Annotated in this window: 17 protein-coding genes, 1 tRNA gene and 1 other RNA gene; 11 read left to right on the top strand and 8 right to left on the bottom strand. The window is 37.2% G+C overall.

Features of this window, described 5'->3' with window-relative positions; genetic code table 11:
- Positions 1–11 precede the first annotated feature (11 nt).
- Together xseB and mutL are read left to right on the top strand one after the other, a co-directional pair.
- A complete protein-coding gene (xseB, locus tag BMY21_RS01610; RefSeq protein ID WP_074640262.1) occupies positions 12–269 on the top strand; it encodes an exodeoxyribonuclease VII small subunit in 258 nt (85 codons plus the stop codon).
- Entirely contained in the window at positions 266–2,143 is a 1,878-nt protein-coding gene (gene mutL / locus BMY21_RS01605; RefSeq protein WP_074640260.1) for a DNA mismatch repair endonuclease MutL, read from the top strand. The genes xseB and mutL overlap by 4 nt, the downstream gene beginning before the upstream one ends.
- Before the next feature lie 39 nt (positions 2,144–2,182).
- Here mutL and BMY21_RS01600 read toward each other — a convergent pair whose 3' ends face one another.
- Both BMY21_RS01600 and BMY21_RS01595 read right to left on the bottom strand, forming a co-directional pair.
- Positions 2,183–4,249, bottom strand: coding sequence for a tetratricopeptide repeat protein (locus tag BMY21_RS01600; RefSeq protein ID WP_074640258.1), 2,067 nt, complete (start codon positions 4,247–4,249; stop codon positions 2,183–2,185).
- Position 4,250: 1 nt separating this feature from the next.
- Positions 4,251–5,468, bottom strand: a complete 1,218-nt coding sequence (locus BMY21_RS01595; RefSeq protein ID WP_074640257.1) for a tetratricopeptide repeat protein — start codon at positions 5,466–5,468, stop codon at positions 4,251–4,253.
- 99 nt (positions 5,469–5,567) lie between these two features.
- On the opposite strand from BMY21_RS01595, the gene BMY21_RS01590 reads away from it, so the two are divergent.
- From BMY21_RS01590 to BMY21_RS01560, 7 genes are all read left to right on the top strand, one after another.
- A complete protein-coding gene (locus BMY21_RS01590) occupies positions 5,568–6,926 on the top strand; it encodes a tetratricopeptide repeat protein (protein ID WP_074640255.1) in 1,359 nt (452 codons plus the stop codon).
- Positions 6,926–7,657, top strand: coding sequence for a metallophosphoesterase (locus tag BMY21_RS01585; protein WP_074640254.1), 732 nt, complete (start codon positions 6,926–6,928; stop codon positions 7,655–7,657). Before BMY21_RS01590 ends, BMY21_RS01585 begins: the two co-directional genes overlap by 1 nt.
- A 1-nt stretch (position 7,658) precedes the next feature.
- Entirely contained in the window at positions 7,659–8,597 is a 939-nt protein-coding gene (locus tag BMY21_RS01580) for a transcriptional regulator (protein WP_074640252.1), read from the top strand.
- Between the two features lie 130 nt (positions 8,598–8,727).
- Complete coding sequence (locus BMY21_RS01575) at positions 8,728–10,401, top strand: GAF domain-containing SpoIIE family protein phosphatase (RefSeq protein ID WP_074640250.1); 1,674 nt, start codon at positions 8,728–8,730, stop codon at positions 10,399–10,401.
- Positions 10,402–10,431: 30 nt separating this feature from the next.
- Positions 10,432–10,770 (top strand): anti-sigma factor antagonist, encoded by a 339-nt coding sequence (locus BMY21_RS01570; RefSeq protein ID WP_022930791.1) that lies wholly within the window; start codon positions 10,432–10,434, stop codon positions 10,768–10,770.
- A gap of 64 nt (positions 10,771–10,834) precedes the next feature.
- Complete coding sequence (locus BMY21_RS01565) at positions 10,835–11,389, top strand: ATP-binding protein (RefSeq protein WP_074640249.1); 555 nt, start codon at positions 10,835–10,837, stop codon at positions 11,387–11,389.
- A 119-nt stretch (positions 11,390–11,508) separates the two neighbouring features.
- Positions 11,509–13,497: a PP2C family protein-serine/threonine phosphatase gene (locus tag BMY21_RS01560; RefSeq protein WP_074640247.1), complete on the top strand. Its 1,989-nt coding sequence runs from the start codon at positions 11,509–11,511 to the stop codon at positions 13,495–13,497.
- A gap of 62 nt (positions 13,498–13,559) precedes the next feature.
- Here the strand turns inward: BMY21_RS01560 and ssrA are convergent.
- Positions 13,560–13,944: a transfer-messenger RNA gene (ssrA, locus tag BMY21_RS01555) on the bottom strand.
- A gap of 257 nt (positions 13,945–14,201) precedes the next feature.
- The gene (locus BMY21_RS01550) at positions 14,202–15,170 is read right to left on the bottom strand and encodes an Hsp33 family molecular chaperone HslO (RefSeq protein ID WP_074640246.1); all 969 of its coding nucleotides are present in this window, start codon (positions 15,168–15,170) and stop codon (positions 14,202–14,204) included.
- Between the two features lie 83 nt (positions 15,171–15,253).
- On the opposite strand from BMY21_RS01550, the gene thrS reads away from it, so the two are divergent.
- Both thrS and BMY21_RS01540 read left to right on the top strand, forming a co-directional pair.
- Positions 15,254–17,008: a threonine--tRNA ligase gene (gene thrS / locus BMY21_RS01545; protein ID WP_074640244.1), complete on the top strand. Its 1,755-nt coding sequence runs from the start codon at positions 15,254–15,256 to the stop codon at positions 17,006–17,008.
- Between the two features lie 78 nt (positions 17,009–17,086).
- On the top strand, positions 17,087–18,904 hold the full coding sequence (locus BMY21_RS01540) for a methyl-accepting chemotaxis protein (protein WP_074640242.1): 1,818 nt from the start codon (positions 17,087–17,089) through the stop codon (positions 18,902–18,904).
- 111 nt (positions 18,905–19,015) lie between these two features.
- Here BMY21_RS01540 and BMY21_RS01535 read toward each other — a convergent pair.
- The 4 genes from BMY21_RS01535 to BMY21_RS01520 form a co-directional block, all read right to left on the bottom strand.
- A tRNA-Pro gene (locus BMY21_RS01535) sits at positions 19,016–19,088 on the bottom strand.
- 69 nt (positions 19,089–19,157) lie between these two features.
- Positions 19,158–20,591, bottom strand: coding sequence for a tRNA (N(6)-L-threonylcarbamoyladenosine(37)-C(2))-methylthiotransferase MtaB (gene mtaB / locus BMY21_RS01530; RefSeq protein WP_074640241.1), 1,434 nt, complete (start codon positions 20,589–20,591; stop codon positions 19,158–19,160).
- 22 nt (positions 20,592–20,613) lie between these two features.
- Positions 20,614–21,246: a tetratricopeptide repeat protein gene (locus tag BMY21_RS01525; protein WP_074640239.1), complete on the bottom strand. Its 633-nt coding sequence runs from the start codon at positions 21,244–21,246 to the stop codon at positions 20,614–20,616.
- Positions 21,236–21,610 (bottom strand): bactofilin family protein, encoded by a 375-nt coding sequence (locus tag BMY21_RS01520; RefSeq protein ID WP_074640237.1) that lies wholly within the window; start codon positions 21,608–21,610, stop codon positions 21,236–21,238. The genes BMY21_RS01525 and BMY21_RS01520 overlap by 11 nt, the downstream gene beginning before the upstream one ends.
- Positions 21,611–21,664 lie beyond the last annotated feature (54 nt).

The following is a 21,664-nucleotide window of genomic DNA, read 5'->3' as shown; positions in this document are numbered from 1 at the left end:
ATAAAACCGTTATGAATACATTTGAAGAAAATTTAGAAAAACTTGAAAAACTCACATCAGATATAAAACGCAGCGATATTTCACTCGAAGATGCACTCAAGGATTTTGAAGAAGGAATTAAGCTTGCTTCCGGTATGGAAAAGCAGCTTGATGAAATTGAAGGCAAAATCCAGATTCTCATGAATGAACCACAGCCTGTATCTAAAGACAATCCTCCTCAGCTTGATCTTTTTTCTGATGACAGCGAAGTAAACGGAACCAGAAGATGAGCTTAGAACACCCTGTACGAACTCTGAATCCTGAAGTAGCACGCAAAATTGCTGCCGGAGAAGTAATTGACCGCCCTAACGCAATTATCCGCGAACTTATGGATAATTCCATTGATGCTGGAGCAACAAGCATAATTGTAGAAATTACCGGCGGCGGTATAGAAAAAATCAGAATAATTGATAATGGCGGCGGAATGACCCGTGAGGACCTTGAAAATTGTGCCCGTCCTCATGCTACAAGTAAAATTGAAAATGAAGTTGATTTAATGAATCTTTCAACTCTCGGCTTCCGCGGTGAAGCCCTTGCATCAATTGCTGCAGTAGCAAGACTTTCCATTCAAAGCGGCAGCTACAAAATGCGCGCAAGTATTACCGAAGACCATATTATTGAACCAGCTACAGAACTACAGGGAACAATCGTACAGTCAGAAGGACTTTTTGAAAATTTTCCAGCCCGCCGTCAATTCTTAAAAAGACCTGCAACAGAAGGCATAATGTGCCGCAACACTTTTATAGAAAAAGCTCTCTCAAGACCTGATATTTCATTCAGATTTGTATCTGATGGTGAAACTAAAATAGATTTACCCGCAAATCAGTCTATAAAAGACCGTTTTGTAAGTGCAAACAGCTATTCAGAACCTTCAGAACTTTTTTATGAACTTTCTGGAAATGCCGGTGGAAGTTCTCCTGAATGGTCATTTACTGTAGTAATTGGAGAACCAGCTGTCAGCCGTTCAAATAAAAAAGAAATCTTTATCTATGCAAATGGAAGAAGAATTCAGGAATACGCTCTTGTACAGGCTGTTGAATATGGTGCACAGGGATACTTTCCAAACGGAACTTATCCGGTTGCTGCTGTTTTTGCACAAATCAGACCAGACCTTATAGATTTCAATATTCATCCTGCAAAACGGGAAGCCCGCTTTTCTGATATTTCTGCCCTGCATCATGGCCTAAGCAGTACAATTAAAACCTTCTTTCATCAGTATACATATGCTAATTTCTCTGAGGATAAGCCTGCTGATGAAGCGAGAATTCAGGAATTCAGTTTTGAAGTTCCTGAAAAAACAACTTCATCATTTCCTTCAGTTTCTTACAATCGGCCAGCTTCTTCAGAATTTTCTGCTCCATCTTCTTCAAAAGGTGCAGCAGACTACTCAATTCACGAAAAACATATTTCATATAAGCCTTCAGAGACAAAATCTGAAGCGCTTTCTGATTTCCGCTCTAAATACCTTGGAATAAAATCAGATACAAGTTCTCTTGCAGAACAGGCTCTTTCTGCAGCCTCTGAAAATACTAAGGATTTCGATGCTCCAAAACATTCTCAGGTAAAATATATCGGACCATGTCTGGGTACATTCCTTCTCGCAGAAAAAAATAACTGCCTCTACATTATTGATCAGCACGCAGTTCATGAACGCATTCTTTTTGACAAACTTATGAACTCACAGGGAGAAGCCGGAAGACAGCCTCTTCTTATCCCATATAAAATCAAAACAGAATCAAAAACTCAGGATAATCAGCTTGAAAAACTGAAAACAGAGCTTACAAGAATCGGCTTTGAAACAGAACATGTATCTGACGGTTACTGGGAAATCAAAACAATTCCAGAACGATGGACAGGAACTGAATACGATCTTAGGACTCTTCTTTTTGTAAAACAGGTAGAGCCTAAAGAAATAATCCGCTCAATTGCAGCAATGACAGCCTGTAAAGCCGCCGTAAAAGACGGTTATGTTCTTGATGAAATTACAGCCGCCCGCCTTGTAGAGCAGGCCTTTACACTTGAAGATCCGCACTGCCCTCATGGCCGCCCGATTTACACTGTAATCAGCAGGGAAAAACTTTTTGAACTTGTAAAGCGCACTTAAAACAAAGGCTTTACACTCAATTTATAAGTTCAGGGCTGGTTATTCAAATACTGCAATCAGGCTCTGAACTTCGGCTTTTCTGAAAGATGGATTCTTGTTTCTTACATACAAAAGATTTTTGTATGCACTGCTTCCATCTCCAGCCTGAATCTGAGCCTTTGCAAGACCTACATAAGCTTCAAGATTATCAGGATTTTTAGATGTAATTTTTGTGAAGTTCGCAATTGCGTCAGTCAGTTTTCCGCCCTTTACCTGAGAATTTGCAAGATTCAATAAAGCGTCATCATCTTCAGGTATGATTTCCAGAGCTGCTTTATAGTATTTTTCAGCAGAAGCATAATCTTCTTTGAGCATATAAGCTGTTCCCAGATTATTGTTTACACTGAAATCTTTGCTGTCAGTTTTGTAGGCATCAAGAAGAAGGGACAAAGCTTTATCAGGTTCCTCATTGCCTTCTGCCATATAAAGCACACTGAGATTTATCTTTGATTTTATATGAGTTGGATTAAGCGCCAGTGCTTCTTTATACAATTTTTTTGCATCTTCTATTTTATTATTCTTTTCCTGAATTAAGGCATAATTGTAAGTTACATTTGCCTGCTGAACTTCATTTAATAAGAAATCCTTTTCATCATAAGCAATCCAGCCATAACGTGATGCTTCTGCATATTTTTTATCATCATATAAAACTTTTGAAAGATTATAGGCTGTTAAAGTTTTAGTTTCACTCTTATTTAATTTATCCAGCGCTTTTTTATACTGTGCTTCTGATTCTGCATATTTTCCATATTGATAATAAACCGAGCCCAATTCCATAATTGCAGAAGTATTATCAGGGAATAATTTAATAAGATTATCATAAGCCTTTACGCATTCTGCAAGTTTTCCCTGGCGGTTATAAACTCTTGCCTGTTCAATATAACCTTTTTCATATTCAGGATTTATAGAAACTGATTTTTTAAACGAAGTGAGTGCACTGTTTTCATCATTTAGTTTTACATAAGTAAGACCAAGATTATAGACACTAGGTGAAAAATGATCGTTTAATTCTACGGACCTTATAAAGGAAACTTTAGCATCATTATATCTTCTCAAAAGATACTGAAGTTTACCCATATCATAATAATAAAGATAATTTGATTCATTTAGTGCGATTGCTTTTTCCAGTTCTGTTAAAGCACGGTAATAATCTTTTTTCTTCTGCGCATCCTGAGAAAGAATATAGTGAGCAGAGTCATTTTCAACACCGTTTTCTATAAGTTTATTAGCAAGTGCGACACCTTCATCTAACAACTTCTGTTTTTCTGCCTCTGATGTTGCATTTTCAAGTTTTTTTGAGATGTCATCGAGTTTTGAGATATTTTTTTCGGTTTCGACTTTTTCTGCATTAAGTCGGTTTCTTTCTGCCTCTTCTAAAGCTTTTTTAATACGCTGTTCTTCTTCTGCCTTCTGCTTAGCAGTTTGTTCTGCTTTCTTTCTATCATCCTCTGCTTTTTTACGGGCAGCTTCTTCTGCTTTCTTTTTGTCTTCTTCTGCCTTTCTTCGGGCATTTTCTTCTGCTTTTTTCTTGTCGTCTTCGGCTTTTTTACGAGCAGCTTCTTCCGCCTTTTTCTTGTCATCTGAGGCCTTTTTGCGGGCTGCTTCTTCCGCGGCTTTCTTTGCTTCTGCTTTTTTAATCTTTTCTTCTTCGGCTTTCTGATTCTTTTTTTCTGCAGCCAGGCGTTCTGCTTCAGCCTTTTCAACCTCAGCTTTTTCTGCAGCTTCTTTTTCAGCTTTCAGACGTGCTTCTTCCTCTTCTGATGCTTTTAGTCTGGCAGCTTCAAGTTCAGCAGCTTTCTCAGCATCATCCTTTTCAGAATCAGACTGGATTATTGTATCATAATCATCAGCAAACAAGTCATTTCCAGATAATCTTTCACCATAAGCATGACCGCGCCCATCAGAAAAGTCTCTATTATGACGATAAGTACTGCTGCAGGCCTCACATTTCATGAGAATGAGTAAAAAAATGATTATAAAAAGCGCAGAGGCAGCATAACTACAGATTTTTTTGAGACGTTTATCTTTTTCCTCATCTGATAAATCTTTCCAACGTTTGAATTCCATACTAATCCAGTTCCCCTTCCAGATCATATTCTATCAGATCTTCAGCTCCAGAAGTAAGATTTGTTGAATCACTTCCCTGCAATGAATTTGCAACATCTTCAAGAAGCTTTTTTCGTCTTTCTTCTTCTGATTTTCTCATATCTTCAAGCAGCTGTTCTCTGAGTCTGCGTTCATCCTCAAGGGCAGCTTCCTGCTCTTTCTGGCGGACTTTTGCTTCACGATTTGCAAGTTCCTGATTTCGTCTTCTTTCTTCCTCAAGCCATTTTTCATGTTCTTCACGAGACTGTTTTTCGAGCTCTTTCATTTCATCAAGTTCATCATCACTAAAGGTCATCCAGTCTTCAACATCATCTACTACTTCTTCTGAAACTGCAAGAGAAGAACTTCCATCATGCTCAAATTCTTCCCAATCAACTCTTGTACCTTCATTTTCTGTATCTGAAGCAGTAATTTTTTCCTGAGTTTTATTTTCTACAACAGCTTCCGGATTTTCTCCGTTTATTCTCTCCCACTCCGGATTTTCAGCTGCCTTTTTATTATTTTCAATTCCAGCTTCTACCTTCTCCCAGTCTGGAGAGAACGATTCTTTTCGTTTTTCATTCAGATTTCCATCGTATTCTTCCCACTGAGCTTTATTCTGTTCAGCAAGAAGTCTTGCTTCTTCTTCTCTGCGGGCAATTTCCTCTTCCAGAGCCTTTATCAAAAGTTCAATTCGTTCTCTCTGAGGATTATCCGGGCATTTATTTACAAAATCAATATAATCATCTTTTGCAGAAACAAGCTGTCCTGACATTAAAAGTGCATTTGCGCGGTTCAAAAGTGCATCATAAAAAAGAGGATCTGCATTGAGAGCTTCTGAATAGCTGCTTACAGCTGATGCATAATCCTTCATAGCGTAATAAGTATTTCCCATATTATAGGAAAGAAGTTTTTTATTATCCGGCTGTGCTTTCATTCCGCGTCTGAAGGCATCTATGGATTTATCATATTCACCAAGCTGATAGTATCCCAATCCCAGAAAATTATAGGAATTATCTGAAATCTGACCATTAAGGATTTCATACTCAAGTACCTGAACGGCATCCTTTGCATTGTTTTCCTTAAACAGGGATTCTCCACGCGATAATCCAGAATTACCTGCACCAGAATTCTGAGCAGAAAGATATGCTGCGAAAAAAATAAATGCTGTAAAAAGTATAACCTTTACTTTAATTTTCATATATCTAGTTCCTTCGTGTTTGACATATCGACATAAATTTAATACTCTTATTATCGAGAGATTCTGGAAAGACTTAATCTGCTTTGACGGGAGTATCACATGCTTATTATCATTATAGCTATTTTTGCCGTAGTAATCATATCACTTCTTATCATAATATTAAAAAATTTTGTATCCCCAAAAAGAATCGAAGCAGTTCCTCGTCTTATTAAACAGGGTAAAACTCAAAATGCCATTAAAATTGCAAAGCAGATTCTTGCTAAAGATCCAAAGAATTATCTTGCACACTATTATCTTGGAAAAGCCTATATAAAGGAAAACAGAACAGAACTTGCTGTAATTGAATATAAGAATGTAAACGACAATGCGCTTTTTGGTGAAGGAATCAATGAACTTTCCTTCCGTTCTGAATATTCACAGCTTCTTCTTAAGTACAACCAGCAGAATGAAGCACTCAAAAACTTCCTTCTTTTAACAAAGCTGGATCCTCAGAATGCAGAAAACTTTTATCAGGTTGGAAGAATCTACGAGGATCAGAACCGTTATGACTTAGCACTCGGCTTTATGCAGAAATGTGCACTGCTCGACAAAAAACATGCCAAAGCACATGCAGAAATAGGTCTTATGCTTTACCGTACTAAGCAGTTTAATGAAGCTAAAAAAGAAATCGATATGGCAATTAAGCTTAGTCCGGAAACTTATTCTTCCTACTATTATCTTGGAAAAATCTTAAAAGATGCAAAAGACCTTCAGGGAGCTATTAAAGCCTTTGAAAAAGCACAGCGCGACCCGGATGTAAAGCAGAAAGCCATTATAGAACACGGTTCCTGCTTTATGATTGCCGGAAGAATAGACAATGCGCTTGTAGATTTCCAGAGAGCAATTGAGCTCGATAAGGAAGGAACACAATCCGAAACACTTTATGCACGTTATTTCCTTGCTGCCTGTTATGAAAAAAGCCGTAAAATTGACAAAGCTATTGAGCAGTGGGAAGTTATTTACAAAAAAAATAAAGGCTTTAGAGATGTATCTGCTAAGCTTTCAGAATACAAAGACCTTCAGGCAAACGACTATCTTAAAGATTATCTAACCTGTAGTAATGAAGAGTTCCCTATTATCTGCCGTAATGCAACAATCAAGGGTCTGAACCTTCAGGTTCTTTCCTGCGACCAGAAAAAATGGGGATGTCAGATTACAGGCGTAAACAAAAGTGATGAATCCTGGATGGCTGTACGTAAACAGGTCATTTTCATCAGATTTTACCGCGAACCAGAGCCTGTTGAAGAAGCTCAGATTCATGAATCTCTGGACACAATGAAATCTATGAACAGTGTAAAAGCCTTTCTTTTTTCAAGTTCGGGCTTTAATACCGCAGCAAAACGTTATGCAGAAAATAGACCTATTGAGCTTGTAGAAAAACAGAAGCTTGAAGCATTGCTTTCAAAAGCTGGTGAATAATGAAGATTTTATGTGTTTCCGATTATGTAGACCCGCTTATCTATAATCAGAATGTAAAGGAAGCCTTTGCCGACATAGATTTAATACTCTGTGCAGGCGACCTTCCAATGGATTATGTTGATTTTATTGTATCAGTATTTAATAAGCCTACATATTTTGTATTCGGAAACCATGATTTAAAGGAATATCACTTATATCATAGAGAAAGCCGACTTGACGGCTCTCGTTTTACCAAAAGTTATGACCAGTCAATTCATGGACATGGTGCAACCTATTTGGGTTTCAAATGTTTTATAAACGATAACTTAGTATTTGAAGACCCTCAAACTGGTAAAAAAACACCACTTTTAATTGCAGGAGCTTCAGGTACTGTTCGTTATAATAATGGACTCTGTCAGTTTACAGAAGCTCAGATGAAATTCAAGCTTTTAAAACTGGTACCAAAGTTGATTTATAACAAGTTAAGATATGGAAGATATCTTGATATTTTCATGACACATGCTTCTCCACGGCATATTCATGATCATGAAGATCCCTGCCATCTTGGTTTTGAATGCTATAACTGGTTTCTGGAACGTTTTAAGCCAACTTATATGGTTCACGGGCATATTCATCTTTATGATTTACGTGAAGAACGAATTGGAAAATATTATGATTCCACTGTGGTCAATGCATATGCGCATTATGTAATTGAACTGCCTATGAAAACAACAGAACAAAAGGACAACTAAGATGGATTTTTCAAAAGCAAAATCTGAAGAAGATTTTAACAAAGCACACGCAAAAGCATTTATTAACGAAATTCAGCATCTGCTTTCTCCTGAAGAAGCTAAACTTATCTCTTTAACCGACGTAAAGCAGATGATTAAGTCTAACTCAGAAACCTATATTGGGATGAAGGTTATTCCAATTGATAAAATTGTTGGAAGCGAAGGCCGATATAACGATTTTGATAACCGTTTCTTCCCAAAAAGCACACATCTCAAAAACCGCTGGCAGCATGTAGATGAAGCCGCATTAAAAGATATTACACTTCCACCAATTAAAGTTTATGAAATAGCCGGTGTTTATTTTGTTCGCGATGGAAATCACCGTGTTTCTGTAGCAAAAATGCGTGGAACAGAGTTTATTGATGCAGAAGTAGTTTCCCTTCAAAGTGAAATTAAACTCAAGAGAGCCGATTCCCTCAAGGAAATCAAAAAGCAGATAATAAATTATGAAAAACGTGTTTTCTACAGTGAAACAGGTTTTGGTGATATAACTGATTACTGGTGTCTCGATTTTACAAGTGCCGGCCGTTACGATGTAATTTATAATCACATTTTAACTCATAAATACTATATGAATCTGGATAAACCTACTGAAGTATCAATGGAAGAGGCAATTAAATCCTGGTTCTATAATGTTTACTTCCCTCTTGCATCAATTATCAGGGAAAAATACATTTTAAGAGACTTCCCGGGCCGAACTTTAGGCGATCTTTATGTCTGGACAGTTCGTTATTGGGATGATTTAAAGAAAAAATTTGGAGATGACATTCCAATGGACGCCGCTGTAATAGATTTTAAGAAGCATTACAAGATTCCTCTGGCAAAACGCTTCTTAAATCGTGTAAAATGCATCATTTTACGTCGTGCCATTACTGAAAACCCAAAACTTAATCTGGGATAAGGGAAGTTACTTAAAATGACCTGTCAAGACTGATAAGCTCAAACTTATTCCTTGACGGGTAAATATTTCAATGTTAAAATCTAAGATAATGCCGATAATATAGTAATACTATATTCGTTAGGAGAAAACTTTGTTTACCATTGATTCATTTATAAATGTTCCGCTCTACATTGCTGCCGGTATTTGTGCTCTGCTTATCCTTTTTCTTCTGATAATTAAACTCAGAAATAAGGCAAAAATCAGTTTAGTATTCTTAATTTCTGCAGGCATTATGTTCCTTGGTACAATTTACAGCACATTCAAGGGATATTATTCATATATTGTATTTACAATCATTCTTTCAGAAATAATTCTCTTACCATATCTGATTATTAAAGCATTCATCAATCCAGAAAAGATTGAAGAGAAAAAAGCTGCTAAAAAAGCCGCTGAAATCAATGCTTCACGTGATAATGACATGGTTAATAGAGCTGTCATTCAGCAGATTGAAGAGAAAAACCAGCGCTATATTGAAATTAACCGCAATCTTATTGCTAAACTTTCAACATTCTTTACAAATAACAACAGTATGGAAAACTTCCTCGAGTACTGTAATGACCTTATGACAGAAAAGGTTCGCGCAGACGGTTGTATTTTCCTTATTGCTGATGATTATGATAATACACTCGCTGTAAAATCTTTCAAAGGAGCCTTCCCACCACCTTATAAACTGCCGGAAGACCTCCCTCATAAGCCAATCCGTGTAGAAACAAACCTTCGTTTTGCACAGTTCCCTCTTCAGGACAACATTTTTGGCCAGATTTTCACAGAAGGACAGCCAGTTCTTATTACAGACTCTGTAAAAGATCCTCGTGTATATCAGAACGGACCAGAAGAATTCCTCCGTTGTGGAAGTTATATATTCGCACCAATCAAACAGGTTGATTCTGTAGTAGGACTTGTTGGTCTTGCACGTAAACCAGAGACCGAAAAGTTCACAAAAGATGAATTTGATACAGCTGTTATGCTTGCAGAAGCAGTTTCTACAGCAATTAAACCACTTTACAGCTTCCTTGATTATGCTGAACATACAGAATTGAATAAGGGTGGCTCTATTGCTTCTAAGTATCAGAAAGATATGCTTCCTGCAAAACTTCCTGTTATTCCAGGACTTTCAATCGGCTGTTACTCTAACCCTGCAGAAAATGTCTGCGGTGACTATTATGATATTCTTGTTTCAAGAAAAGACCGTATCTCATTCGTTATGGCAGATATCGCAGGAAAGGGCATGAACTCACTTATCGTTATGATTATGATTCGTGCTATTCTCCGTCTTGCAGTTCATACAGCACAGTCTGCTTCAACAATTATGTCATGGGCAAACAGAGGTATTTGTCTCGAAAGTTCTAAGATTGACCACTTTGCAAGTATTGCACTTATCAACTATGATGCAACAACTAAAGAAGCAGAAATCAGTACCTGTGGTAATAACCCTGTATTCCATTATTCTGCATCTGAAGGAACAATTAAACAGATATCTGTACCAACTGAGCCAATGGGGGTAACAAAAGATACAGTTTTCACTAACCTTCCAATCAAACTTAACTCAGGTGATATTATCGCTACATGTACCGACGGCTTACTTGAATCTCTCAATGAAAATGGTGTACAATATTCTATTGAGAATCTTAAGAAGGTAATTGTAAAAAATGCCGGTGCAGCGGCTAAGGATATTTCAAATCGTGTAAAAGATGATTTGAAGAAATATTGTGGAACTGCACAGCAGTATGATGATCAGAGCCTTTTGGTTATTAAAATACAATAATTTAATGGGGAATTAAAAAGGAGATTCGTTATGGAACTTAAAATACGTAAGAATGGTGATGTCTACATCATTGACGTAACCGGTGAGATGGATCTTTACAATTCATACAAGCTTAAAGAGCTGGTTATGAAGATGCTCGAAAAGAATGTAAAGAACTTTGTCATCAATCTTGAACAGGTAGACTACATTGACTCGTCTGGAATCGGTGCGCTTATTTACATCTGTTCTACAATCAAAAAGATGAACTTGAATCTTGCTATTGCAAATATTCACGGTTCTGTAAAGAAGGTAATTGAACTTACTAAGCTCATGGGTTACTTCCCTATTGCTAACAGTATTGAAGAAGCCCTTTTAATGGTAAAAGAATAATTCATTTTATTGTTAGAAACGTTTTTTTTATTTAATTAAGTGAATAACTGCAGGAGGAACTGAGATGGTTCAGGAATTAAAGGAACTCAGATCGGATGAGAATGACCCATTGTTTGATAAAACAAATATGCTGAAGAAGGAATTCCCTTCTGACTTCAGACAGATTCGTTACTTCACCTTGCTGATTGTTCAGTCAGCACCTACAGAAATTAAGGAATTAAATCTTCTTGAGCAGCAGATTAGTGAAGTTATTAAGAATGCTGTAAAACACGGTAATCACTGTGATATCAACAAGAAGGTAACTGTTTGGTATTCATTCAGCCCAACACATGCACATATTATTGTACAGGACGAAGGAGAAGGATTTCAGGATCTCGAAAAGTGGAATGACTTCAATAAAAAGCGTCTTGAATGTCTTCATAACAATGATTTTATGGAATTGTCAAACTACGTTTCTTTCAGAACTAAAGAATCTGATAGCCAGGATGGTGGAAACGCTTTGTTTGCTGCATTGGAATATTGGAACGGCGGTTTTGTTTATAACGGAAAAAGAAATGCCGTTGCCATGCTCAAAAAATATCAGCAGAAATTCCATAATGCAAATCATGATGGTGAATAATTAGTTTTACAATAATTTAATAATAAAAAAAGTGTCTGAGAAACTGAAACTAATTAATCTGAAATTCAGGTTATCGTATCCAGTTTACAGGCACTTTTTTTTTATCCAAATTGAAAAAAATGAAAAGCTTTTTATATAAAATATCATTACTGTTCTTCCTCATTGTTCTTCTTTCCAGTTGCAAAGATACTTATTCTGAAAAAGAAAGATTCTATCTTTCTAACGGCTGGTCATATTCAGAATATGGAGAACCCCATGAATTTCATCCTTTAGCTGATAAAGATTTACCACAGCTTGTTAAATTATTACCAGATGCAAGCGGATATATTTTTATAAAAAAAAGCTTTAATATACCTCAGCACTTCAGACATAAAGAAATTTATTTATTTCTTGGCCGCGTAAAAATTGCTGCAAAAGTTTATCTTAACGGGCATTTACTAGGACAGGCTGGATTCTTCCCTCCTCACGAATTTACTGAAGGTGAAAAATCAAGCTATTTTAAAATTCCAAAAGAATATATTAATTTTTCAGATAAGAATACAATTATGATTTGTGTATGGTGTAACGAATATGGAACCATACAGGACATGCCTTTTATTTCTTCTTCTGATGATGTTATTCATAAAGCAGAATTTGAAAATCTGGTTAACTCAAAAATCTACATGATTTTCTCTGTTGTACTTCTTATTGTTTTTCTCATTTATTTCTTTTTATTTTTACTTCGCAGATCAGAAATTGAAAACCTTTCGTTCTCACAAATGTGTTTTTCAACAGCTTTATATCTGGTCACATTTTATATTGGTGAATACTCTATAATCTATAAACATATTTATTCTTTCCTTCTTTTTGAACAGATATTTAATGGAACTGCTCCAATAATCACAAGTTATTTTGTAATTAATTTTACAAGAGACTTCTTAAAGCATCGTGAAAGAACTTTCAGCAGAATCGGACGATTTATTTTGACTCTTATTGCACTGGCATTACCATTCTGTACTTCAGATTTATCAACCTCACGACTTCTCCTGCGTTACGGCTTTCTTATAATGGTTTTACAATTTATTTACCCTACTGTCATCTTAATTAAAGCATTACAGAAAAAAGAAAGTCAGGCTATAAAATTCATTTTATGTTTTGTACCGATTTATCTTGTTTTATTTTATGAAGCTTTTACACGTTTAGTTCTGAAACAACCAACAAATACTCTGATTCTTTCGATTTCATGGCTTTGTGTAATATTCCTTTTCCTTGGACTTCTGATTGTAAATTTTGTCCAGCTTGCAGGAAAAGTAGAATATATGAATAAACATCTTGAGAACTTAGTTGTAGAACGTACTCAGGCTCTTGAAAAAGAAAGAAATCGAGCTGTAAAAGAAATTGATCTTGCGGGTTTTGTGCAAAAGAACTTTTACAATGTTGATACATCTGAAATAAAAAACTGGGAAATCAAATTTGCATTTAAGGCAATGTCTGGAGTTTCCGGTGACTTATATATTCTTTTTATGTCAGAAAATCATCTTAACGGAGTTGGAATTTTTGATATATCTGGACACGGAATTGCTTCTGGTCTTGTTACAATGCTTGTGAAAAATATTATTGAGCAGGAATTTAAAAAAGGAATGAAGCATCCATTACATGAAGTAATGGCAAAAATCAATGAACGGATTATTTTAGAAAAAGGAAGCATTGAAAATTACCTTACTGGCCTTATAATCAGATTTTCAGAAAATTATTGTGAACTCGTTAATGCCGGACATCCTAAAGCTTTATTGTACAGTGCAAAAAATAAAATACTCGGACCTATTGAACAGGATGGTGTAAATCAGTTTGGTGCAATAGGTATTCCAGACTTCCCTATAAGCTTTGAATCTTTGAAATTTAAAATTCATAAGGGTGATGAAATTGTGCTTTATACAGATGGAATTACAGAATGCACTAATGCAAAAAAAGAATATTTTGGCTCAGAACGTATTATGTCTGTATTTAAAGAAAATGTAGATAAACCGCTTGAAAATCAGGTAAATGCAATGACAGACACTCTCTTTAAGTTTAGTGGCACTGAAAAATTAAATGATGATATAACCTATCTGATTCTTAAAAAACTCTAATCATTTTTGATTATGCAGGCTAAATTAAAAAAGCTTCGTTTTTACAACGAAGCTTTTTTCTTATCTGGAGGTGGGGAGAATTGAACTCCCGTCCGAAAAAGTAAACCAGGTACATCTACAAGTTTAGTTATGCGAGGTGGTTGTCGGGAGCCGGTAGCAGCATAACAAGCGTCGTCTCCGTATTCTGATTAAAAGTCCCACGCAAAGACCAGACACAATGCGCAGCAAGTCCCGATAAGGTAAAAGAACATCAGGCAACGCGGAACAGGGCCGCCTGGGTTCCTGCACGGCTACTTACGCAGCGAGTGCTTCTGCTTCGAAAGAAGCCTCATCAGCTTCTTCTTCTTTTCTTGCGAAAATTGCAGTTATTTTTTTGTCAGTTTAAGGGACCTTCAGCCCTACCTGCAGTACAAGATTTCCCAATTCCGTCGAAACCGGGACACCCCCTTACGATATATGAATATAATCATAAAAAAGAATACCGTCAAGTAAATTATTAAATGAAATCTTTCAAAATTTAATGTGCTTCCGCGGCGCATAGCACGCAAAAACAGCTAAGGGTAGAACCGCTTGTAGCGCTAGCTCACCCAAACCTTAGAATGTTTTTGGTGCTCTGCTCTGCTCACGCACATTAAATTTTGCAATTTTCGTAAATGTAAATAATCTCCAAATGATTATATTCTATATCTCACGCGCGGAAATAGTTAGATCTCATTAACTGGAATATGGTATACACTGCCGCATTTTCGGCATACTACTTCTAGTGGATCTGGGCCGTTTTTACGGATGTCTTCGAGGTCTTTTTGTGGGAGGCCTCTTATGTGATTTAAGAAATAGTCTTTGCTGCATGGACAGTCGTAGATTATGTCGCGTTTCATGGTGATGGTTGGCTGGAACTCTCTAAAGAGACCAAGGATGATGTCTTCGGAATCTACTTCACCTTCGCTGTACAGGAGGCCGATGCTTGGGCAGGCTTTGAAGGCGTTTTCTACCTTACGGAGAAGTTCTTCTTCATCTGCATCTTCTTCAGCGTGGCTGTCTACCTGAGAACCTAATTCTGCGGTACCACCAGTTTTTGGCATTACCTGGATGTACATTGCGCCGGCTCCGACTACTCTTCCCTCTTTATCAAACTGAATGCTTGAATTAAAGGCGGTATTTATCTGTTCTGACTGAGCAAAATATGAGGCAAAATCAATTGCAATATTTTCACCGTCTACATCTACAGTAGAACTCTGAGGATATTTATCATCTTTATGAATACGCGAAAAAGTCAGATTTCCAGCACCAAGGAATGGCTTAAGATTCCAGTTTTCAAGAGGCTTATCAAGAGGAATATGTTCTTTTTCAAGATAACTTCTTACACTACCGGTTGAATCAGCTTCTACTGTATAGCCGTCTGCTGAACCAGTTCCTTCAAAACGAATCAGGGTGTGTTCCATATCTTTCATCATAGGAATTGTAAGGGCACCACAAAGACTTGCCTGACCAAGAATATATGTTTCGAGAATTCCAAGATTATGCTGGGCACGCATCTGATTTATAAAACGTGTGCCATGAAAAAGTGCACCGCGGATACGGCCATCTGCCATTGTAAAAATGCGTAATTTATCTTCTTCTATTTTTGAAAGGTGCTCTGAAAGAGTTTTATCTGTAATTTCTGCTTTAATCATACACATAATATAGTAGATTTATTGAATACTTACAATCAAAGCGATATAATAGATAAACATTTTTACATAAAAGAGGTACAAAAATGGCTATTGATGAAAACTTGCAGATTGTTAGACACAGCTGCGCACATGTGATGGCAGAAGCTATTTTGAAGCTTTACCCGGGCACAAAGATTGCTATTGGCCCTGCTATCGAAAACGGATTTTACTACGACTTTGAATTCCCAACCGACACCAAGTTCACCGAGACCGATTTTGCTACCGTTGAAAAAGAGATGAGAAAGATTCTTGCAGGAAATCATGAATTTGTTCGCAAGGAAATCTCTAAAGAAGAGGCTCTTAAGCTTTTCGCTGACCAGCCTTATAAGATTGAATTGATTAACGATTTGCCGGAAGGCGAAACTATCTCTACATATGAACAGGACGGCTATCTTGATCTTTGCCGTGGTCCACATGTTGCTTCAACTAAAGAAATCAACGGACAGGCATTTAAGCTCGATCGCGTTGCTGGTGCTTACTGGCGTGGTGACGCTAACCGCACTATGCTTACACGTGTTTATGCTCTTTGTTTTGCAAAGCCAAATGATCTTAAAGATTATCTTGCTATGCTCGCAGAAGCTGAGAAGCGCGACCACAGAAAGCTTGGTCAGGAAATGGATTTGTTCCACCTCGACCCTGAAGATCCAGGTCAGATTTTCTGGCATCCAAACGGATGGACTATCTATACTGTAATGCAGGATTATATGCGCAAGATGGTACGCCGTGACGGATATCAGGAAGTAAATACTCCAGCTATCATGCCACGCACTCTCTGGGAGCGTTCTGGTCACTGGGGACACTATCAGCAGAATATGTTTATCACTGAATCTGAAAAACGTATGTTTGCTATTAAACCTATGAACTGTCCTGGAGCCCTTGAGATTTTCAAGAGCCGTCAACGTTCTTATAAAGACCTTCCACTCCGCCTTGCAGAGTTTGGTCATGATGTTCGTAATGAAGCAAGTGGAACACTTCACGGTGTAATGCGTGTACGCGGCTTTGTTCAGGATGATGCTCATATTCTTTGTACAGAAGATCAGATTGGTCCAGAAGTTGCAAAGTTCTGTAAGCTTCTTAAGGCAGTTTACCATGACTTTGGCTTTGATGACCTTGTTGTTAAATTCTCTACAATGCCTGAAGATCACGTTGGTGACCTTGCTACATGGGAACGTGCTGAAAAAGCTCTTGCAGACGCTTGTACAGCAGCCGGCCTCACTTATGAAATTCAGCCTGGTGAAGGTGCTTTCTATGGTCCAAAGCTTGAGTTTAAGCTTTACGACTGCATTGGTCGTGAATGGCAGTGTGGTACAATTCAGGTAGACTATCAGCTTCCTTCTGCAGAACGCCTTGATGCTACATACATTGGAGCTGATAACCAGAAGCACCACCCTGTTATGCTTCACCGCGCTATCCTTGGTTCATTCGAACGCTTCCTTGGTATCCTCATTGAAAACTTCGCAGGTGCATTCCCAACCTGGCTTGCATTTGAGCAGGCTGCAATTGTTCCTGTTACAAATGATTTTGATGATTATGCTAAGAAGGTTTATGAGTCTCTTATTGGAGCTGATATCCGTGCTAATGCATATCTTTCATCAGAGAATATGAGAAACAAGATTAAGACAATCACAAAGGAACACAAATCTCCTTATATCCTGATTGTCGGCGAGAACGAAAAGAAGGACGGTACTGTAACAGTACGCTTCCGCCAGTCTAGCGGTCTTGAACAGAAGACAATGAAGATTGAAGAGTTCATTGCTTACGTTCAGAAAAAGAACGAAGAAAAAGGAACTTCAATTTAATTTCAAATTAAATAAATTTATTTGAAAAAGCAGAAACCTCGTTGTAAAATATTTACATATATTACAACGAGGTTTTTTATGCATTCTTTAAGAACCAGATTTATTGTTGTTTTCGGACTATTTATACTTATTTCAAGCTCTGTAATGGGTGTTTTTTCTGCTTACAGCATTATTAATACCGGTGTTGCACTTTGTGCAGAACAGGGATATCCAATTGCAGAAAAAGCAGGTGCTGTAATTGATGGAGATAAATTCGAAGCACTTGCAAAAAGCCCTTCTGTAAATGATCCATATTATGAAGAAGCCAGAATTGCGCTTCTTACTATAAAGAATACAATCAATTGTCAATATTTATATACGATGGCTCCTGTTGGAGGAAATGTCTACAGATATATCATAGATGGTTCATGCGATCCTAGTGATGAAGAAAACTTTTCTCCTTTAGGAACTCATGAAGATATCTCTGCTTATGGAGACGGTCCATTCCTTGCTATGCAGGATGGTGGAATTCATTCATCAGGTCTCGAAAAACAGGACCGCTGGGGCTACTCTATTTCAACCTATAAAGGAATCAAGAATTCTCAGGGAAAGGTTGTTGGTTTTATTGGTGTCGATTTTAATGTTGATGTAATTCTTCAGATGCTGAAACGGAGAATTATCAGTATTGGTATTGTAAGTATAATTGTTCTTGTTATAGGAATTCTTCTTCTTTCTTTATTTACTTCAAGAATCTTTGGTACAATGAAAACTATTTCCACTGCAATGGAGCAGATTGCATCTGGAAAGGCTGATCTTACATTTAAAATTCCAGAACAGGGAAATAACGAACTTTCACAGCTTGCATCACATTGTAATGGAGTTATTGAAAGTCTCAATAAACTTATTATGCAGTTGCAGGGAGAAACCGGTATTCTTGATGAAACTGGAAATGAACTTTCAAATAAAATGGGAGATCATATTAAAGTTCTGTCAGCTGCTACAAAAGATATCCTTGATATTTCAAGCAGTATTACAGAACAATCTGATAAGGTTGAAGGTATTACAGACGGAATGCAATCTGTAGAATCTGAGATTAACAGTCTGGACTTAAAGCTTAAAGAACAGTCTGCTGCTATTCAGGAATCATCTTCTGTAATCGAAGAAATTACAGCAAACATTAAATCTGTTGATAAGAACGTAAATGAGATTCTTGAAGAATATAAACTTCTTGTAAAGGAAGCAACTGAAGGACAGAATCAACAGGCAAGTGTTACTACTCAGATTGGAAATATTGCTCAGCAAAGTGAACACCTTCTTACTGCAAATGCTTCCATTGCCTCAATTGCAAGTAAAACAAATCTCCTTGCTATGAACGCTGCAATCGAAGCTTCACATGCCGGCGAAGCAGGAAAAGGATTTGCTGTCGTTGCAGGCGAAATCAGAACTCTTGCAGAAACCTCTGCAAAGCAATCTGCTTCCATTTCACAGTTGCTCCAGGGTATTTCAGAAGCAATTACAGAGATTGTTTCATCTTCAACAAAATCTGCAAGTAATTTTGCAAGCGTAAGTGATAAGATTCAACATCTCCAGCAGTTAATTGATGAAGTTCAGTCAGGAATGAATGAAGAGCGTATTGGTGCAGAAAATATTCTGAATGCAATGCTTACTCTTGAAGGAACAACAAAAGACATTACATCAGCTTCATCTCATATGAAAGGCGAAAGCGAACGTGTATTTGAAGGAATTCGAGCATTGAATACCCTTGCAGAAAGCACTATGAATAAATCAAACAATGTAACGATTCGTATGGATGAAATGAAAGCAACAGCAGAAGCAGCAGTAACAGCATCAGACCGAAACCTCTCCGCCACAAACAAAGTAGCAGACATGATAAACGGCTTCTCAACAAGTATATAACCACAAAAAAGCTCCGAATGAGCGGGAGCGAATGAGGGCGACATCCGCAGGATGTCGGGGCAAGAACTCTGAAGTTAAATAAAAAAGACTCTCATTACTGAGAGTCTTAGATCGGGCAAGAGGGATTTGAACCCCCGACATCCTGGTCCCAAACCAGACGCGCTACCAGCTGCGCTATTGCCCGTTGCATGTAAATTAATATATACGTTTTTCGTATTTTAATCAAGTGCTTAAACACGATTTTTTGAAAAATTTATAAAAATTCTGCAGAAGATTCTATATCTCCCCCCTTTTTTATTCTTTCTGAAAGAACCTTTGTAAGTCTGATTTTTAGCATTTGATTAGCAGCAATCTGTTTATCAGAAATAATTTCACAGTGAATAAAATTATCAGTTACTGCATGATAGATAAATCGACTCTGCTTTCCGCCTGCTGCTAAAGCCATTGGCCTTTTTACAGTTTCCAATACAGCTTTGTGTTCTGTATCAATAAACTGTTCAACATATTTTATTTTCTGAGCCACTGCCCAATCTGTGAGAGTTTTTGCACGTTCGCCTGATACAGACTGAGGAACTTTATTTTTCATTGTCACAGCTACAGTGCCGGGTCTTTCTGAATATGGAAAAGCATGCACCCAGGCAAAATCACATTCCTTGCATAAATGCATTGTCTGCTCAAAATCTTCATCTGTTTCGCCAGGAAAACCTGTAATAATATCACAGGCAAGAAAAGGTTTATTCTTAGCCATATTGAGTCTCTTACAGGCATCAATAACAGACTGAACACTATAAGGACGGTTCATGGCTGCCAGAATCTTTGAACTTCCACTCTGCACTGAAATATGAAAATGAGGCTGAACCCTATCATCTGAAATTACACGGCAGAACTTTTCATCTACAACATCTGGATACAGACTCGAAATTCTAAAATGTATTTTATTTGTTTTTGCTAAAAGCAAAGCAAGCAATTCTGTAAAATTATAATATTCGCCATTATATTCACCTCTATACTGACCAATATTTACAGAGGTAAGAACTACTTCCTCTTGTCCTTTTGCTTCAAGCTCCTGAACACGATCAATTGCAGTCTGAACATCTATCGAAACACTATGCCCTCTTGCAATATGAATTGCACAAAAAGCACAGTTATTATTACAGCCATCCTGGATTTTAAGACTTGCCCTGCTATGAGACAGGAATGAAGTTGCAGAAAGCTTAAAAGAATCTTCCGGGAAGCCGGGTTTAAGCTGAGGTGCAGAAGTAATATTCTTTTTAATGGATTTTGCAAAACTTAAAGGATTCCAGTCTACAGTTTCCTTTGTTTCTTTAAGCAGAGCTGGAACTGTTGAAAGCCTGCTTTTCATCTGCCCGCCTATTACACAAATACGGGGATCAATTTCTGAGATCTGTTTTTCGGATAACTGTGCATAGCAACCGGTAACAATTATAACGGCAGATGGAAATTTTTTGAGCATAAGTCGAATCAATCGTCTTGCCTTTTGCTCCGCTTTTTGAGTTACCGTACATGTATTGATTATGCTAAGTAAGGTAGTTTCATCTGTATCTGAAGAAGAAGTCAGCCCTTCCATTGAAACAGAAAAACCTGCATCTGTAAAAAATTGAGCTGTGGCTTCACTTTCAATCTGATTAAGCCTGCAGCCCAGTGTTTCTATTCTAATTTCACTCACAATCTTATTATTTACTGCTAATTTACTGAAGTTTTGCGTTTACACGTTCTCTACCACGAGATGCATCTACAGAAGAAGAATTGAGTCTTAAAGCTTCATCATAAGCAGTTACTGCTTCGTAATAATTTCCAGCCATTTCACGGGCATAACCAAGTCTTACCCACCATGTATCAAGCAATGGTTCTTTTTTAACTGCAGAAGAAAGTGCTATATCTGCATGCTGATAGCGGGCCTGACGAATAAAAATTTCACCCATATAATAATAAGCAAGTCCTACACGAGAACCGCTTTCTGGTGCACTGGCAACGTATTTTCTAAACTGTTCCATTGCTCCAGTATTTTTTCCAAGATAATATTTTGCTTCACCGAGAACTTCAATAAGTCGTAAATCATAAGGACTGATTACAAGCCCTTCTATTGCACGCTCTTCTGCTTCAGCATACTGCTTATTCTTTACAAGTGCCCAGCACATTACAACATAAGATTCAACGCGGTTTGGATTTGACTGAAGCTCTTCTTCACAAACCTGAACAGCTTCACGATATTTTCCATTATGGTACAAAACAAGTGCATCCTGTTTTGCTGTAGTAGTCTGAGCAAACAGAGATGTAAAAGTCATCAAAAAAACGATACAAATAATTAGCTTATTTTTCATTTTCACTTCTCACCATTGAACATTTTCCAGTAAATATACAGCCAGGTTCAAGCACAACCTTTGCAGTTGTAATGTCTCCATCAAGAGAACCAGAAGCAGTAATAAAAATCAATTTATTTCCTATTACATTACCCTTTACTTTTCCGCGAATTAGAACACGTTCAGCAGTAATATCAGCATTAACGACAGCATCAGAATCAATAACAAGATCACTTGTTGAATCAATAGTTCCATTAACCTTGCCGCGAATCATAAATGCTTTTTTCATTTTTATTTTGCCGGTAAAAGCAATATCATTTTCTACAATTGTATCAAAAGCTTCTTCTTCCATATCGAAGAAATCTGTATCTTTCACATCAAACATATTATTATTCTACCTTTTTATGAGGTTTTTATCTACTTATTTTCTATACTATTA

The sequence above is a fragment of the Treponema bryantii genome, from assembly GCF_900111035.1.
GTDB lineage: Bacteria > Spirochaetota > Spirochaetia > Treponematales > Treponemataceae > Treponema_D > Treponema_D bryantii_C.
This window is presented reverse-complemented; position numbering and strand designations above follow the sequence as displayed.